Annotated in this window: 15 protein-coding genes; 7 read left to right on the forward strand and 8 right to left on the reverse strand. The window is 70.9% G+C overall.

Features of this window, described 5'->3' with window-relative positions:
- Nucleotides 1-337: 337 nt before the first annotated feature.
- Nucleotides 338-919 carry a hypothetical protein gene (locus AEQ27_RS10040; protein ID WP_152970305.1) on the forward strand — a complete coding sequence of 194 codons (582 nt, stop codon included), beginning with the start codon at nucleotides 338-340 and terminating at the stop codon, nucleotides 917-919.
- 32 nt (nucleotides 920-951) lie between these two features.
- On the opposite strand, the gene AEQ27_RS10045 is transcribed toward AEQ27_RS10040, so the two are convergent.
- From AEQ27_RS10045 to AEQ27_RS16640, 4 genes are all read right to left on the reverse strand, one after another.
- A complete protein-coding gene (locus AEQ27_RS10045) occupies nucleotides 952-1,392 on the reverse strand; it encodes a hypothetical protein (protein WP_054146529.1) in 441 nt (146 codons plus the stop codon).
- Between the two features lie 33 nt (nucleotides 1,393-1,425).
- On the reverse strand, nucleotides 1,426-1,950 hold the full coding sequence (locus AEQ27_RS10050; protein ID WP_054146530.1) for a DUF427 domain-containing protein: 525 nt from the start codon (nucleotides 1,948-1,950) through the stop codon (nucleotides 1,426-1,428).
- 270 nt (nucleotides 1,951-2,220) lie between these two features.
- Nucleotides 2,221-2,565, reverse strand: coding sequence for a hypothetical protein (locus AEQ27_RS10055; protein ID WP_054146531.1), 345 nt, complete (start codon nucleotides 2,563-2,565; stop codon nucleotides 2,221-2,223).
- An 83-nt stretch (nucleotides 2,566-2,648) separates the two neighbouring features.
- Nucleotides 2,649-3,521 carry an AbiJ-NTD4 domain-containing protein gene (locus tag AEQ27_RS16640; protein WP_082383431.1) on the reverse strand — a complete coding sequence of 291 codons (873 nt, stop codon included), beginning with the start codon at nucleotides 3,519-3,521 and terminating at the stop codon, nucleotides 2,649-2,651.
- Between the two features lie 252 nt (nucleotides 3,522-3,773).
- Here AEQ27_RS16640 and AEQ27_RS10060 point away from each other — a divergent pair, with 252 nt between their 5' ends.
- The 3 genes from AEQ27_RS10060 (at nucleotide 3,774) to tmk (ending at nucleotide 7,337) form a co-directional block, all read left to right on the forward strand.
- Nucleotides 3,774-5,537, forward strand: coding sequence for a hypothetical protein (locus AEQ27_RS10060; RefSeq protein ID WP_054146532.1), 1,764 nt, complete (start codon nucleotides 3,774-3,776; stop codon nucleotides 5,535-5,537).
- Nucleotides 5,538-5,900: 363 nt separating this feature from the next.
- Nucleotides 5,901-6,365 carry a DIP1984 family protein gene (locus AEQ27_RS10065; protein ID WP_054146533.1) on the forward strand — a complete coding sequence of 155 codons (465 nt, stop codon included), beginning with the start codon at nucleotides 5,901-5,903 and terminating at the stop codon, nucleotides 6,363-6,365.
- A 315-nt stretch (nucleotides 6,366-6,680) separates the two neighbouring features.
- On the forward strand, nucleotides 6,681-7,337 hold the full coding sequence (tmk, locus tag AEQ27_RS10070) for a dTMP kinase (RefSeq protein ID WP_054146534.1): 657 nt from the start codon (nucleotides 6,681-6,683) through the stop codon (nucleotides 7,335-7,337).
- Between the two features lie 85 nt (nucleotides 7,338-7,422).
- On the opposite strand, the gene AEQ27_RS10075 is transcribed toward tmk, so the two are convergent.
- Nucleotides 7,423-7,722 carry a helix-turn-helix transcriptional regulator gene (locus tag AEQ27_RS10075; RefSeq protein ID WP_054146535.1) on the reverse strand — a complete coding sequence of 100 codons (300 nt, stop codon included), beginning with the start codon at nucleotides 7,720-7,722 and terminating at the stop codon, nucleotides 7,423-7,425.
- Between the two features lie 80 nt (nucleotides 7,723-7,802).
- Between AEQ27_RS10075 and map the strand changes: the two genes are divergently transcribed.
- Complete coding sequence (map, locus tag AEQ27_RS10080; protein ID WP_054146536.1) at nucleotides 7,803-8,579, forward strand: type I methionyl aminopeptidase; 777 nt, start codon at nucleotides 7,803-7,805, stop codon at nucleotides 8,577-8,579.
- Between the two features lie 19 nt (nucleotides 8,580-8,598).
- Here the strand turns inward: map and AEQ27_RS18770 are convergent, their stop codons facing one another.
- From AEQ27_RS18770 to AEQ27_RS10090, 3 genes are all read right to left on the reverse strand, one after another.
- Complete coding sequence (locus AEQ27_RS18770) at nucleotides 8,599-9,189, reverse strand: AAA domain-containing protein (protein ID WP_369813630.1); 591 nt, start codon at nucleotides 9,187-9,189, stop codon at nucleotides 8,599-8,601.
- Nucleotides 9,135-12,113, reverse strand: coding sequence for a TM0106 family RecB-like putative nuclease (locus AEQ27_RS10085; RefSeq protein WP_369813631.1), 2,979 nt, complete (start codon nucleotides 12,111-12,113; stop codon nucleotides 9,135-9,137). The genes AEQ27_RS18770 and AEQ27_RS10085 overlap by 55 nt, the downstream gene beginning before the upstream one ends.
- A 253-nt stretch (nucleotides 12,114-12,366) precedes the next feature.
- On the reverse strand, nucleotides 12,367-12,987 hold the full coding sequence (locus AEQ27_RS10090) for a helix-turn-helix domain-containing protein (protein WP_054146550.1): 621 nt from the start codon (nucleotides 12,985-12,987) through the stop codon (nucleotides 12,367-12,369).
- 80 nt (nucleotides 12,988-13,067) lie between these two features.
- Between AEQ27_RS10090 and AEQ27_RS10095 the strand changes: the two genes are divergently transcribed.
- Together AEQ27_RS10095 and AEQ27_RS10100 are read left to right on the forward strand one after the other, a co-directional pair.
- Nucleotides 13,068-14,075, forward strand: a complete 1,008-nt coding sequence (locus tag AEQ27_RS10095; RefSeq protein WP_054146537.1) for an FAD-dependent oxidoreductase — start codon at nucleotides 13,068-13,070, stop codon at nucleotides 14,073-14,075.
- Nucleotides 14,072-14,746, forward strand: coding sequence for a bifunctional 2-polyprenyl-6-hydroxyphenol methylase/3-demethylubiquinol 3-O-methyltransferase UbiG (locus AEQ27_RS10100; protein ID WP_054146538.1), 675 nt, complete (start codon nucleotides 14,072-14,074; stop codon nucleotides 14,744-14,746). The genes AEQ27_RS10095 and AEQ27_RS10100 overlap by 4 nt, the downstream gene beginning before the upstream one ends.
- Nucleotides 14,747-14,755: the final 9 nt, after the last annotated feature.

The following is a 14,755-nucleotide window of genomic DNA, read 5'->3' on the forward strand; positions in this document are numbered from 1 at the left end:
GGGGTGGGTGGGGTTCCCATGAACGACGTTCCTCTGGATCTCGGGCGCCGGTCGGTCGGACGGGCGCCTCGGCGATCGAGCTGCGGAGGGGCGGTGCCCGGCTGCCGCGGCCCGAGTGGTCGGGTCGACGGGCGGCAACGTTACCGGCATCTCGACGGCGCATTGCCAGCGCATTCGGAGGGAGGCTCACCGACCGCCCAGCCCACGGGCATCGTTCGTGCACCGAGATCGCCTAGTGTCGAGGTCGACTTTCGTGCCGGGGGTGCGTCGGTGCCGTGCCGCTGGCCGACCCCTCCGCCGCCCGACCCGACCCCGCTGGAGGACCCCCGTGCGCCGCGTGCTGATCGCTGTCTCCGTCGTCTTCGGCGTGGGGCTCGTCGCGTTCGTCGTCGCGATCGCCATGGTCGTCTCGGCCCTCACCGCGCCCCGCGACGACGACGTCACGGCGATCACGTCGACGCCGGCCCCGGTCTGTCCCGAGGTCGACCCGGTGATGGTCGGCGACATCGAGGTGCCGGCGGGGCCCGTCGCCGGCTACTGCCAGGACCGTCTGGTGAACGCCGCCTACATCATGCTGGCGGCGCGGGCCCAGGGCATCGGCGAACACACCCAGGCCATCGGCGTCATGACCGCGATGGGCGAGTCGAGCCTGCGGAACATCGACTACGGCGACGCCGTCGGGCCCGACAGCAGGGGGCTCTTCGAGCAGCGCGACAACGGCCAGTGGGGCACCTACGAACAGCGCATGGACCCGTACACGGCGGCGACCAGCTTCTTCACGAAGCTCGTGTCGATCCCGGGCTGGAAGGACCTGACGCCGACCCAGGCGGCGCACGCCGTGCAGGTCAACGCCGACCCCGACCACTACACGAGGTGGTTCCCCGACGCCGAGGTGGTCGTGGCGGAGCTGTCGAGCTGAGCCGCGCCTCCTCGGGTCGGGGCCGGTCGTGACTACTTCGCGCGGCGGCCGATGCTGCGACGGTCGCGCCAGGCTCCCGTCGACCAGAGCGACAGCAGGACGAGCAGCGGCTGGAAGATCAGGCGGAAGGCGCGCTTGCCGTCGGTGTCGAGGCCGAACGCGTCGGTGTGCGTGACGAGCTGCGAGATGTTGCCGGGGAAGATCGCGGTGAAGAACGCCGCGGCGACCCAACCGACCGTCACACGGTGCTTGGGGGCGACGACGAGGGCTGCGCCGATCCCGATCTCGACGACGCCGGAGGCGAGCACGACGAAGTCGTCGTCGAGCGGCAGCCACTCGGGCACCTGGGCCTGGAACGGCTCACGGGCGAACGTGAGATGGCTCGTGCCGGCGAAGACCAGGGCGCCACCGAGGGCGATGCGCCCCAGGGTGCGGGCGACGGACGTGGGACGGGGGCGGGGACGTTTCGACATCCGACCAGTCTCCTCCTGTCGAGGGTCGCGTCCTCACCAGCCCATCGTGCCGGGCGCGCCCTTGAACGGACCGACCAGGTTCGCGGTGATCCAGCCGCCGTAGAAGTCGCCCTCCTGCGCCTGGACGACCTCGCCGTCAATCTCGCACGAGTCCATCGCCCCCGGGTAGATCGCGACGTGGTCGACGAGCGACCCGTAACCGGGCCAGGGCTCGGCGTAGAACCAGCCGGACCGGCGGGCCACGACTCCCCCGCCCGTGACGTCCACGTAGCCGGCCTGGCCCTTGAACTCGCAGAGGCTGCGGCCCTCGGCCCTGGACAGGGCGCCCGGCGCGAAGGCGGAGCGGGGCAGGTAGTACACGGGCGGGTGGCTCGTCTCGAGCACGCGGATCGCGGCCGTCGTGTCGGCCACCACGACGCCGCCGAGACGGACGACGACGCGCTCGTTCCGGGGCTCGACGCGCGGCGGGCGGGGGTAGTCCCAGACGGACTCCTGCCCGGGGCCGGGCTCGACACGGACGGGGTGGGCGGGACGCGACGGGCGACGGAAGGCGGGCATGAGCCCATGATGCGCCGCGGGGCTGGGACGTCGCACTGGGCGCCCGCGGACGGACACCGCGAGGCACCATGGTCGGGTGCACGAGTGGAGGCGCACGGCCCTGCCGTCAAACGAATGATCGGCGAGACACGATTGGGCGTGTTTACCCCGAGGCCGTCCCTCCGATCAGCCGTCGCCCTCGTGGCCGGCATCCGAGAGACCTTCCGCTCACTGTGCTGAGCGCGCGCTCGATGCCTTTCTCGGTGGAATGAGGCCCCTCGCGGGCCGGGGTCACCTCTCGACAGCGGGAGGACGTCCTGCCCGGACCCTGTCGGAGGCGGCCGTTGCGGCCTCGACCATTCGCCCGAGGACGACGGTCGACGTGGCAAGGCCGACGTGGTCGGTCTCACTGAGGACTGCGGCGATCTCCGCGACCGACGTCTCGGTGAACGCACGAGCCCGCTCCTGCGCCGCGGGTGTCGGCCGGCGCGTTACATGTCGACGCTCGGCGTGCTCACGGCTGCGCTCAATCAGACCCGCCGCCTCTAGCCTGTTGAGGAGGAAAATCACCGACCTCGACGGCATCCCAATGTGCTGACCGAGACGGACCGGCGACAGCCAATCGCCGTCGGACACGGCCCACAGAACCTGCCCTAGGGCCTGCGCGTCCGTCGTCCCCTAGTGGGTGCTCTTCAGCGCGGCCCCAGCTCGTTGCTGCGCTACGCGCTACCGTGTAACAGACCACGCTTGCGAGCCTCTTCGATCAAGTACGACACAAAGGCAGAACTCGTGACGAGCACGTATTTAGCCAAGGCTTGGTCCACGTCGGCAGCGCCAAGACCTGCATGACGAATACCATCGGCGTCCGAAACCCAGCCGTACATCTTTGACCATGAGCTCCTCAACGCCGGATGAATCGTCAGCCCCGCCCCCTCTAGACGCGCTAGCCCTGCGCCAAGAGTGTTCTCGTGAGTCACGATTCTGACAATCGCTTCGACCGCCGAGATCGACTCCTTAACGGAGTTTGCGTAGTCAGGGTTCTGCCGATCTGACAGTAGCCCGATCGCACGGTCCAGAGCATGTCGAGCCCCATCAAAAGCGTTGGTGTCAACTTGTGCCGCGGCGACTGCATCTGCCTCCGCAGATGAGTCAAGAGGAGTCAACTCTTGGCCGACGAAACGGTAAGCAACAAGGAAGTGTTCGAATCGATTGTTGAAAGCGCCGACCATGATCGACGCGAGATCCTCTGTCGCGGATGTCTTGTAGCGATCTAGGTACCCAACGACTGCTTCAGTCACGTCCAGAACGTCGAACCATTCACCCCTCAGCACCTGAGACTTCAGATCAGACCACACCGCCGACTCAGACCGCATTTCGTCACGAGGCCTCTTAAACTCCCAAGTCCAAATAGCCACTAGAACGTCGTACCGGGTGGAGTCGCCTCGATAAGTGTCCTGATAAGCCTTATCGAGAATTTCTCGGAGAATGACGAAAACATTCCAAAGCTCAGTCCGGGTCTCCTCGTCCAATTCTTCGCGCTGCATCAGTGAACGAATTGGGCGTCTGCCAAGACGCTCGGCAAAGGAAGGCATGGAAGCAGACTAGTTTTCCTTTGCGCGATGAACGGCCCTGTAGGGAGATTGCTTCGGCGATGGTGGAAGTTATGAGCTGTGCAGCCCTCCTCGGTCGATGGTCACGAGGCCGTGACGGGGAGGTTCCTCCCTGCGCAGGGTCTTCCGCTTCGACTGTGTCGCAGGCTCTTCATGTCCCTCCGTAGGCAGCAACGCTGACTCGGAAGTGTCGGGCGGCGCCCGTAGCCTTGGTTCGAGAAGAAGGGGGATCGCGTGGACGACCCGATCAACTGGAGCAGCATCGATGAGGCTCGCTTCAACCGAGTGGTCGAGATGCTGCTCGTTCGCGTGCTTACCGACCCTGCAAAAAACCGTCGTGCACGCGCCCTCAGCGGACGAGGTGGTGACGGCGGCATCGACGTAGGCGTCTGGGACACTGAGACGGACAAGATCGTCGCGATCTATCAGCTGAAGCACTACACGGACGGCTGGCCCAGCCGCGGTAAGGGCCGGCGACCAGCCATCAAGGAATCGTTCGAGCGGGCGTGGTCGAACCACCAGCCGAAGGAGTGGACGCTCGTTACGCCGAGCAACCCGTCGCCGGGCGAGCTCGCCTTCGTGAAGGACCTTCGCGGGGAGCGCGACGTCGTAGTCGACGTGCTTGGGGCTGCGGAGCTCGACGGGCTCTTGGGTGACACTCCTGCTGTGCTGCAGCGCTTCGGAGTCGACCGCGGGCGGGAGCTGCTTCGCGATATAGGCCGTGAGGAACACGCGATGAATCGCTCGGGTGACGTCTTCGCAGTCATGTCCAAGATGCAGACGCAGATCCGGAAGCGCAGCGACCACTGGGGCGTTGCGGTCTCAGTCGACGAGCACGGCAACACTATCCAGGAGTTCCGAGCCCTCACAGAGGACGCCAGCGATCGTGAGCCCTTGGAGATCGACCTCTCCACGAGCTTCTCGTCCGCGACCGCTGCTCTACGCGAGACCTACGACGACGCGATGCGCTTCGGGCTGACCGAACCGGTCACGCTCGACAGTCGAGTGGTCGATTCCATGACCTTTAAGGGACCGGACTGGTTCGCCGCAGAGCATCAAGGCGGCGAGATCACGCTGATGCCGCTCGAGAACGGTGAGGACCGAACTGCCATCATCGCGGCGAAGACCAAGAGCGGCCAACGGATGGCTCGAATGGAAGGGGTCGTAAAGCTCATCGCGCCGGGTTCCGAGGCCGGCCGGGTAGTAGTTGAGAGCCCGGGTGGACTCGTCACGCGGTGGATGTTCCCTTACTCCCGCACCGGCGCGGGCAAGCTCGACTTCTCGACCGACTTCTCCGGCCACCGCATGCGCGAGGTGCGTGCTCTGATCCGCTTCCTCACCAAAGCACCTGAGAGCGGGCGCCTCGAGCTCGAGATTCAGGGCAAAGATCGCATTGTCGTCGCTTACGACGGGCACACGTTCCCACGTAACCCGACCTTCGAGAGCTACCTCGATGATCTGATCCAGATCGAGGACGAACTCGACGTCACGTTCATGCTGCCCGAAGGGGCACTGAGCTCGGAGGAACGCATCTGGGCTCGCATCGCCACGCTACTGCTGCAGGGCAAGGCCGTGGCCTTCCCGGGCATTGACGGGTACAACTCGGTCTTCCACGGAGAACAGGAGGTGGCAGAGGCACTGGACCGCGGGCCGACGGCGATGGTCCTACAAGACCCCGACTTCGAGCTCAACATCTTCGGCACGCAGTTCCACCTGGGGACCCTCTTTACCTACCAGCACCAAGCGGACTTCATCGACGAAGCAGAGCACGCGGCCGCGGTGCGTGATGGAGACGCCGCCGGCCGTCATGTCCAGATCCGCGCAGACAACGACTTGCCATTCCTCGTCTACTTGCCAGAGCGACGCGAAGGCGACTTCACACCGATCGTGCCATGGGGCTTGCCGCATCTCAGCGAGCACTCGAAATTGGAGACTGTGCAACAGCTCCAGCGAGAAGGGCGACTTCAGCTCCCCGGACCGGAGCAAATTCGTTCGTGACGGCTAAGCGTGGATCTCAGATGCTGGGCGTACTCGGCCATGACGTTGGTGACACGTTGAGTGCAAAGGCAGAGAGGACCTCCTGGTTTAGTAGAGCTGTCTAGTTCACCGCCAGCCACGAGGTCTCTGTCTCCCACGTCGATTCCCGTCTGGCCAATGACGGGCGGGCCCTGCTCGTCGAGCGCGTCATCGGCCACCGCCAGCCCGTGGCTCACGTCCCCCCGCGCACCGCCACTCGCAACGCTTGTGGCGCTGGGGGCTGCCTAAAAGCGGCACAGATGCGCGGCCGGATGACGATGGGCGAACGGGCGCCGGTGACACGAACGACGCGCGACGCACCCGACCTGCGTAGGATCGCTCACCATGAAGCTCGCCGAAGCCCTCCTGCAGCGATCCGACGCCCAGCGGCGGGTCGACCAGCTGCGCGACCGCGTGACGGCCAACGCGCGCTACCAGGAGGGCGAGGAGCCCACCGAGGACGCCGCCGAGCTGCTGCGCCAGGCGGTCGACACCCTCGCCGTCCTCGAGTCGCTCGTCGTGCGCATCAACCTCACCAACGCTCGCACGACCCTCGCCGACGGCAGCACGATGACCGCTGCCCTGGCCCGCCGCGAGACGCCGCGCGCCACCCCCGCCCTACTCGTCACGGCGCCGGACGCGGCGCGCGGCGCCTCCGGCGGCTACCGACAGCGGCGCAGCGAGCTGCGGATGTTCTCGGCCCTGCCGGTCGCCGAGTTGCGCGACCGGGCCGACGTCGTCGCCCGCGAGTTGCGCGAACTCGACGTCGAGATCCAGAAGACCAACTGGGAGGCCGAGCTGCAGAACTGACCTGCGCGGTGAGTCGGTAGACGTCACCGGGGCGAGCACGAACCGCGACCGGCGGTCATCCCGGTCTCTGCAGGCGCGGAGGGCAGCGCCACGACTCACGTCGTCACCACTCAGCCCCGCACCGATCACCGGTGACCGCGCACCCTGCACTGATCACCACCGTGTGCTGACCGGAGACGTCGAGGGCGGGATCGGGGACCTCACCGCGCCTCCTCGGGTGTCGCGCGGCGGCGCGGACCCTGGGCGCCTCATCACGACCTCGTCGCATGACGCGGCCGTCGCCTCGACGGGCCCGGCGCTCGGTAGGCTCGTCGGGTGACGGATCAGGCAGCCCGCGGGGCGTTCATCGTGTTCGAGGGCATCGACGGATCGGGCAAGTCGACGCAGGCACGCCTGCTCGCTGCCCGCCTCCGGGACGTGGGTGTACCCGTGCACCAGACGGCCGAGCCGACCAACGGCCCCGTCGGCACGCTGATCCGCAACGGCTTCAACCGCCGCGTCGACCTCGACGACCGCGTCATCGCGTCGCTCTTCGTCGCCGACCGCCTCGACCACATCACCAACGCCCACGACGGCCTGCTCGGCATCGTCGAGCGCGGCACGACCGTCCTCTGCGACCGGTACCACCTGTCGTCGCAGGCCTACCAGGCGTCCGACGTGGGCAGCGACTGGATCGCCTCGTCGAACTCGATCAGCACCGACCTGATGCTGCCCGACCTGACGATCTACCTCGACGTCTCGCCCAAGGTCGCCCTCGAGCGGCTCGCCAGCGGACGCACGACGACGGACCGGTTCGAGGTCGACGAACGCCTGCGGGCCGCGCGCGAGCGCTACGCCGAGGCGATCGCCGCCGCCGACGAGGTCGTGGTCACGGTCGACGCCGACCGTTCGACCGACGAGCTCGCCGACGCCGTCTGGCACGAGGTGTCGACCCGGCTCGACCTCGGGTCGCTGGCGCGTCCGCAGGGCTGACACCGCGCCTCCTCGGGCCCGCGAGTCGTCCGGACGTGCCTTTCACCTCAGGACACGAATGGCACGTCGTGACATGACGGCGAGGTCAGGAGGCGCGGGCCGCGTCGACGACGGACGGTGCGTCGGCTGCTCCCCCGGCCGCGTCGCCCGTGATCTCGGCCCAGATGTCGTCGAGCGAGACGCCGACCACGGCGGCGATCGCGGCGATGGTCGAGAAGGCCGGCGTCGCGACTCGACCGGTCTCGATCTTGCGTAGGGTCTCGGGCGACAGCCCGGCGTCGAGGGCGACCTGCAGCATCGGCCGGGAGCCGCGGGCCCGCCTCAACAACGCCCCGAGGCGGCGACCGCGCTCGAGCTCGGCGGGGGGGAGCGGCAGACGGACCATGCCCCGAGCGTAGTGCGCAGGAGCGCCCGGGGGGATACCTTTACCGGGATGATCTTCGGCACGAGAACGGCAGGACACCCATGATCGAGATCTTGAACCCCTCCGAGATCGAGCGGGCCCGGGCGACGGGCGCGCTCGTCGGCACCATCTTGCAGACGCTGCGCGACCGCGTGACGGTGGGCACGAACCTGCTCGACGTCGACTCGTGGACGAAGACGATGATCGACGAGGCCGGTGCGGTCTCGTGCTACGTCGACTACGCGCCCTCGTTCGGCCGGGGACCGTTCGGCCACTACGTCTGCACGGCCGTGAACGACGCCGTGCTGCACGGGCTGCCGCACGACCGGCGTCTCGTCGACGGCGATCTGCTGACGCTCGACCTCGCCGTCGTGCTCGACGGAGTGGCGGCCGACTCGGCGGTGAGCTTCGTCGTCGGCGACTCGCGTCCCGCCGAGAGTGTGCGCCTGATCGAGACGACCGAGCGGGCACTCGAGGCCGGCATCGCGGCGGCCGGGCCCGGGGCACGCATCGGCGACCTGTCGCACGCGATCGGCTCGGTGCTGTCGGACGCGGGGTACCCGATCAACGTCGAGTTCGGCGGCCACGGCATCGGGTCGACCATGCACCAGGACCCCCACGTCTCGAACACCGGGCGCCCGGGGCGGGGGTACCGGCTGCGGCCGGGGCTGTTGCTCGCGCTCGAGCCGTGGGTGATGACCGACACCGACGAGCTCGTCACGGACGCCGACGGCTGGACGCTGCGCAGCGTGACCGGCTGCCGCACCGCGCACAGCGAGCACACGATCGCCATCACCGAGGACGGCGCCGAGGTGCTGACTCGACGACCGACCCGCTGACCCGTCGTCGAGCCGCCGCTCAGCTGGTGGCGGCCGGCTGCCCCTGGCCGGTCAACCTCAGGAACCCGCTGAGCAGACCGAGCCCCGCGATCGAGGTGGGCAACCCCGTGGCGAGCAGCGGGGAGTGCACCAGGAACGCCGCCCACTTCGCCCGCGACAGGGCGACGTTCAGTCGGTTCGGCATCAACAGGAAGTCGAGCCCGCGCGGGATGTCGGCCGCACTCGACGCCGCCAGCGACACCACGGCCACGACGGCCTCTTGTCCCTGGAACAGGTCGACCGTGCCGACGGGGGTCTCGTCGAACCCGGCCGCGTCGAGGTGCTCGCGCAGCACGGCGCCGTGGGCGTTGTACGGCGCGACGACGATGACGTCGGCCGCGGTCAGCGGTCGGGTGCCGTCGGCGTCCGACCAGTCGAGACCGACGACCGAGCGCACGATCTCGACGACCGCTCGGGCCTCCTCGACCGACGAGGTCGTGTTCCCGACGTGCGTCACGGGTTCGACGTGCAGGCCGGGCGTCGCGCCGTCGAGCCGGCGATCGGACTCGTGGGCGGTCAGAGCCCCGCCGTAGGACAGCTCGCTGACCGGGGCGCACAACGCCGGATGCATGCGCCAGGTGGGGGCGAGGAAGTAGCCGTCGCGGCCGGCAGCACGGCGTGGCGGTCGGCCAGCCAGCCGAGGGCCGACTCGTCGACCGGCTCGGGGTGGCTGCGCTGGCTGACCTGCGGCAGCTGCTGCGGGTCGCCGAGCAACAGCAACCGCGTCGCGGCGACCGAGGCCGCCACGGTTGAGGCGAGCGAGAACTGCCCGGCCTCGTCGCCGACCAGCAGGTCGAGGGAGGCGCGGGCCACCTTGTCGGCGTTGGCGAACCCCCAGGCGGTCGCCCCGAACACGGCCCCCACGGCCTGCCCGCCGCCGTCGGCCCCGGCACCGCCCGCCCCACCGTCGGCCTCGGCGAGGAACGCGGCCTCGCCGCCCGACTTCAGGGCACGCCACGGCTGCTCGTCGGCCTGTTCGGCGGTCGTGCCCGACTTCGGCACCTTGCCCACCCGCTCGGGGTCGACCCCGGCCGTGATGGCCGCACGCAGCACGTTCTCGACCACGGCGTGCGACTGCCCCACGACGCCGACGCGCCAGCCGTGCTCCCGCACCAGCCGGGCGATGACCCGCGAGCCGACGTAGGTCTTGCCCGTGCCGGGCGGGCCCTGCACGGCCAGGTAGGACCGGTCGAGGTCGAGCAGGGTCTCGACGACGGCCGAGACGGTGTCGTGCCCGACCACGGGCGCGGGCCCGCCGCCCGACCGGAGGCGCGGGGGCTGCCGCCGCAGCAGGTCGAACGCCGGGTCGGCCAGCATCTCGGGCAGGGCGTCGAGCACGTGCCCGCCCCATTCGGCGATCGCCTCGGGTTGCGGGGTGGCCCGAGGAGGCGCGGCGGGCGTGAGCGCGACCGGGAACGCGTCGTGCCGGGCGTCGTCGCCCGAGACGCGTTCGGGCATGACGACCTCGGGCCGGGCGCCGTTCGGGCCGGCCTCGACGACGGGCGCCCCGACGGCCCCGCGCCGCCCCGGGCCGAGCGAGGCGACACCCGGCGGGACGGGGGCGTCGTAGACGGCGTAGGGCGCGCCTCCTTCGGTGAGGCGGCTGCCCGGCGCGAGGCGGCCACGCAAGCGCACCTCGCGGCTGAGCTTGCGGGCCCGGGGCAGCTTCTGCCACTCGCGCTCGACCGAGGCCGTCTCGACGACGAACACGTCGCGGGTGTCGGCCCAGTCGTCGACCGGGTTGCGCAGGCGGTCGAAGTGCTCTTGCCAGAACGTCTTGGCCTCGCGGCGGTGGTAGTCGATGGCCGAGGCCGCGAGGGCGATGGCAGTCTGGTCGGGGGTGCGCTCGAGCGGGTCGACGTCGGCCACGTGGGCCGCGAGGCCGACGGCGACCGGATTCGGTTCGCGCGGCACCCGGGCGAGTTCGATCGGGTCGGGCGCGGTCGGGCCGTCGGGGTCGTCGGCCCGGGTGCCGTGCCGGTCGGCGAGCTCGAGCAACCAGTCGCGAAGCCGGAGGGTCGACCGGCAGTCGTACTCGTTGTAGTCGCGGACCTCGTCGAGCATGCGGTCGCCGCGCTCGGGGTCGCCCGCGGTGCGTTCGGCGATCGCGTCGACGTACATCGTGATGCTGGCGGTGGCCGTCGTGACGTCGCTCTGCCGCAGGTCGTCGCCCATGTAGAGCGGCTCGAGCTTCTTGAGCGAGTAGCTGTGCGACCCGACGAGCAACGCCTGCCGCACGATCGGGTACAGGTCGACGAGCACGCCGTCGCGCAGCAGGTCGTCGACCGCGTCCTCGCCGACGCCGTGACGGGCCGCGAGCGAGAGCAGGGGGCTGCGCTCGTACGAGGCGTAGTGGTACACGTGCAGGTCGGGGAAGCGTCGGCGGCGCTCGGCGAGGTAGTCGAGGAAGTCGACGAGTGCCTGCCGCTCGCCCGCGAAGTCGTGCGCCCAGAAGGCCCGGAAGGTGCCGTCGGCCTCGATCAGCCCGAAGAGGTAGTCGAGGCCCCAGGCCCGCCCGTCGCCCTCGGTGTAGAGCGGGTCGCCCTCGAAGTCGAAGAACACGTCGCCGGCGTCGGGCCGCGGGATCGTCCGCAGGGCGTCGGCGTCCACGACCTCGATCGCGGGGGCACCGGTGTGGTCGTGCTCGGTGGCGAGCTGCACCCGGGCCTGCCCCCGCAGCCGGGCGAGGGCCGTCGCCCCGATGCCGACGACGGGCCCGCTCGAGTCGGCGAGGTCGTCGATCGTGGCGACCCCGGCCAGGTGCAGCCGCTGACGTTGTTCGCCGCGCAGCCCGGCGACGAGCACGAGGTCGCGGTGCTCGTCGACCTGCGCCTGGCAGGCCGTGCAGCGCCCGCAGGCGGTGACGCCCGGGTCGCCCCAGGCGAGCGGCCCGTCGGCGGTGAGCCGCTCGGCGAGTGCGGCACGCAACCGGTCGCGCTGGACGCGGTAGACCGGCAGGACGTCGGCGACGTCGTGCACGCTCTCGCTGCCGTCGCCGAGCATGAGACGCACGGTGTCGGCCGACGGCAGGTCGAGGGCGCGGATCTGGTCGGTGTAGGCCGCCACCTGCAGCAGGGCGGGGATCTTGGCGGGGCGGGCGGGCTTGGTGTCGTAGACCCCGTAGGCGCCGCTCTCGGGGCGCACCACGAAGTCGCTGAAGCCGATGAACGAGCCGTCGAAGAAGGTCGCCTGGAAGAGCACGTCGGCCCCGGAGGCCATGGCGAGTCGCGCCTCCTCGGCGGCCGCCGCGTGGCCCGACGGCGCCGGCCGCTCGAACTCGACCACGTCACGGGTCGCCCGCAGGGCCTCGAGGTACCGCAGTTCGTGCGCGTCGCCGAGCCGGGCCGTGCGGTCGAGCATGTCGTCGGAGGGGTCGGCGACGGCCTCGACCCGGCCGAGCTTCGCGTCGAGCCGTCGGAGGAACGACCATTCGCACGCGGCCCAGGTCGTCAGGTCGGACGGGCTGGTGACCACCCGGTCGTCGTCGAGGTACACGCGGACTCCTTCTGTCGGGACGCGGCCTGGACGCCCGCCCCGAGCCTAGGAGGCGCCACCGACACCCCGGGACGACTCACCCGGGCGACGCCTGCTCTGCGTCCACCCCGTGTCGCCGGGCCCGCCCTGGGGTGCAATTCGCGACACCCGACGGCCGACACGCCGCTCATCTCCGGTCGGAAGCGTCCTCGGCGCCACCCGTTGTCGGGTTTGGTACGCCCCGCGGCGGATCGGGAGTCGGGTTCGGTACGCGTCATGAGCCGGGCGGGCCGGGCGCGGCGCGCCGGCGCAGCCGCTCGCCCTGGCGGCCGAACAGGCTGAGCACCTCGACCGCGTGCTCGTCGGCGCGGCCGAACCAGTGCGGCGTGCGTGTGTCGAACTCGGCCGCCTCGCCCGCCGGCAGCACGAGGTCGAGGTCGCCGAGCACGAGCCGGATGCGTCCGCGCAACACGTACAGCCAGTCGTAGCCCTCGTGGGTGCGGAGCACGGGCTCGGTGCGGGGCGAGTCGGCCGGGATGACCATCTTGAAGGCCTGGATCGCGCCACCACCGCGCGAGAGCGGCACGACGGTCATGCCGTGCTGCTGCCGCGGCTTGAGGTGCACCCGCGGGTCACCGGTCTCGGGCGCCCCGACGAGGTCGTCGAGCGGCACCCCGTGCTCACGGGCGAGCGGCAGCAACTGCTCGAGGGTCGGCCGCCGGAGCCCCGACTCGAGCCGGGACAGGGTGCTGACCGAGATGCCGGTGCGCTCCCCCAGCTCGGCGAGGGTCACGCCTCGCCGCACGCGCAGGGCGCGGAGGCGCGGGCCGACCGCGGCGAGGACGACGTCGGTGCTCGAGGCGTCGGCACCGGCGGTGTTCGTGGGCTGGCTCATGCCCGCCATCTTGCCACTTCGGCAACGGAGATTGCCAGACTGACGCTCGAGGTCGCAGGATCGGGTCAGGAGGTCACACCATGAACCAGAACACCCACCCGGTCCACACCGTCCACGACGTCGTCGTGATCGGCGGCGGCGCCGCCGGGCTCAGCGGCGCGCTCTCACTGGCCCGCGCCCGTCGCGACGTGCTCGTCGTCGACGACGACCGGCCCCGCAACGCACCCGCCGCGGGCGTCCACGCGTTCCTCACCCGCGCCGGGGCCGCCCCGCGCGCACTCACCCGCCTCGGCCGACCAGAGGTCGAAGCGCACGGAGGCGCGTTCGCGCCGGGCACCGCGACCCGCGTCCGCCGCGACGGCGCCCCCGCCGCCCCCGTCGTCGTGCCCGGCACGAGCCCGGGCGGTGACGCGTCCGAGGTGCGTGCCCGGCGCCTCCTCGTCACCTCCGGGCTCGTCGACGAGCTGCCCGCCGTCGACGGCCTCGCCGAGCGCTGGGGCCGCGACGCCGTGCACTGCCCGTACTGCCACGGCTGGGAGGTGCAGGACCGCGTGATCGGCGTGCTGGCCACGAGCCCGTTCGCGATGCACCAGGCCCTGCTCTTCGGGCAGTGGAGCCGCGACATCGTGCTCTTCACGAACGACTCCTTCACCCCCGACGACGCGCAGGCCGGGCAGCTGCGGGCCCGCGGGGTCACGCTGGTCGACGGCCCGGTCGCGCGGGTGCGGGTCGAGGACGACGCCCTGACCGGTGTGACGCTCGTCGACGGTCGCACGGTCGCCGTCGGTGCGCTGGCCGTCATGGCCCGGGGGCGCGCCCGGGCGGCCTTCGTGGCCGCCCGGGGACCCGGGGCGACCGCGCCCCCCGCCGGCGTCGGCACGCACCTCGCCACCGTCGAGCCGTTCACCGGCCGGTCGGCCGTTCCGGGCGTCTGGCTGGCGGGCAACGTCACCGAACCCATGGCGCAGGTCGGCGCGGCGGCCGGGGCGGGCACGATGGCCGGCGCCGCGATCAACATGGACCTGGTCACGGCAGAGGTCGCGGCGGCCGTCGCCGCCCTCCGCGCCGGAGAGAGGATCGACGCATGAGCGAGTCGGAGCAGCAGCACCAACACGACGGTCACCGCCACCCCGTCTACGACCGCGACTACTGGGAGGACCGCTACGGGCAGCCCGGTCGTGCCTGGAGCGGCCGCCCCAACGCCGCCCTCGTGGCCGAGGCCACACCCCTGGCCCCCGGTCGTGCACTCGACGTCGGCAGTGGAGAGGGCGGCGACGCCCTCTGGCTCGCCTCCCGGGGCTGGCAGGTCACCGGCGTCGACATCTCGCAGAACGCCCTCGACAAGGCGGCCGCCCTCGCCCGCGAGCGGGAGGACGTCGACCCCGCACGGGTCACCTGGCAGCAGGCGGACCTCACGGGGTGGAGCCCGACCCGCGCCTCCTTCGATCTCGTCACGGCGCACTTCATGCACCTGCCGCCCGCCGACCGTGAGCGGCTGTTCCCCGCGCTGGCCGACGGCGTGGCACCGGGGGGCACCCTGCTGATCGTCGGGCACGACGCCGACGCCCTGCCGCTCGGCGCCGAGAAGCACGGCGACCCGGGCATGCTGTTCACCGTCGACGAGGTGGTCGACAGGCTCTCCCCCGACGCGTGGCAGGTCGAGGTCGCCGAGGTGCGACCGCGCGACATGACGGGCCCGGACGGGGACGTCTGGCACGTGGCCGACGTGGTCGTCCGCGCCACGCGCCGCGCCGGCTGACACCGGTCG

The sequence above is a fragment of the Frigoribacterium sp. RIT-PI-h genome, assembly GCF_001297205.1.
Taxonomy (GTDB): domain Bacteria; phylum Actinomycetota; class Actinomycetes; order Actinomycetales; family Microbacteriaceae; genus Frigoribacterium.

Coding starts and splice junctions, on each gene's coding strand:
- AEQ27_RS10045 (WP_054146529.1), bottom strand. CDS start 1,392: ATGTCGAAACGTCCCCGCCCCCGTCCCACGTCCGTCGCCCGCACCCTG.
- AEQ27_RS10050 (WP_054146530.1), bottom strand. CDS start 1,950: ATGCCCGCCTTCCGTCGCCCGTCGCGTCCCGCCCACCCCGTCCGTGTC.
- AEQ27_RS16640 (WP_082383431.1), bottom strand. CDS start 3,521: ATGCCTTCCTTTGCCGAGCGTCTTGGCAGACGCCCAATTCGTTCACTG.
- AEQ27_RS10065 (WP_054146533.1), top strand. CDS start 5,901: ATGAAGCTCGCCGAAGCCCTCCTGCAGCGATCCGACGCCCAGCGGCGG.
- AEQ27_RS10075 (WP_054146535.1), bottom strand. CDS start 7,722: ATGGTCCGTCTGCCGCTCCCCCCCGCCGAGCTCGAGCGCGGTCGCCGC.
- map (WP_054146536.1), top strand. CDS start 7,803: ATGATCGAGATCTTGAACCCCTCCGAGATCGAGCGGGCCCGGGCGACG.
- AEQ27_RS18770 (WP_369813630.1), bottom strand. CDS start 9,189: ATGCATCCGGCGTTGTGCGCCCCGGTCAGCGAGCTGTCCTACGGCGGG.
- AEQ27_RS10090 (WP_054146550.1), bottom strand. CDS start 12,987: ATGAGCCAGCCCACGAACACCGCCGGTGCCGACGCCTCGAGCACCGAC.
- AEQ27_RS10095 (WP_054146537.1), top strand. CDS start 13,068: ATGAACCAGAACACCCACCCGGTCCACACCGTCCACGACGTCGTCGTG.
- AEQ27_RS10100 (WP_054146538.1), top strand. CDS start 14,072: ATGAGCGAGTCGGAGCAGCAGCACCAACACGACGGTCACCGCCACCCC.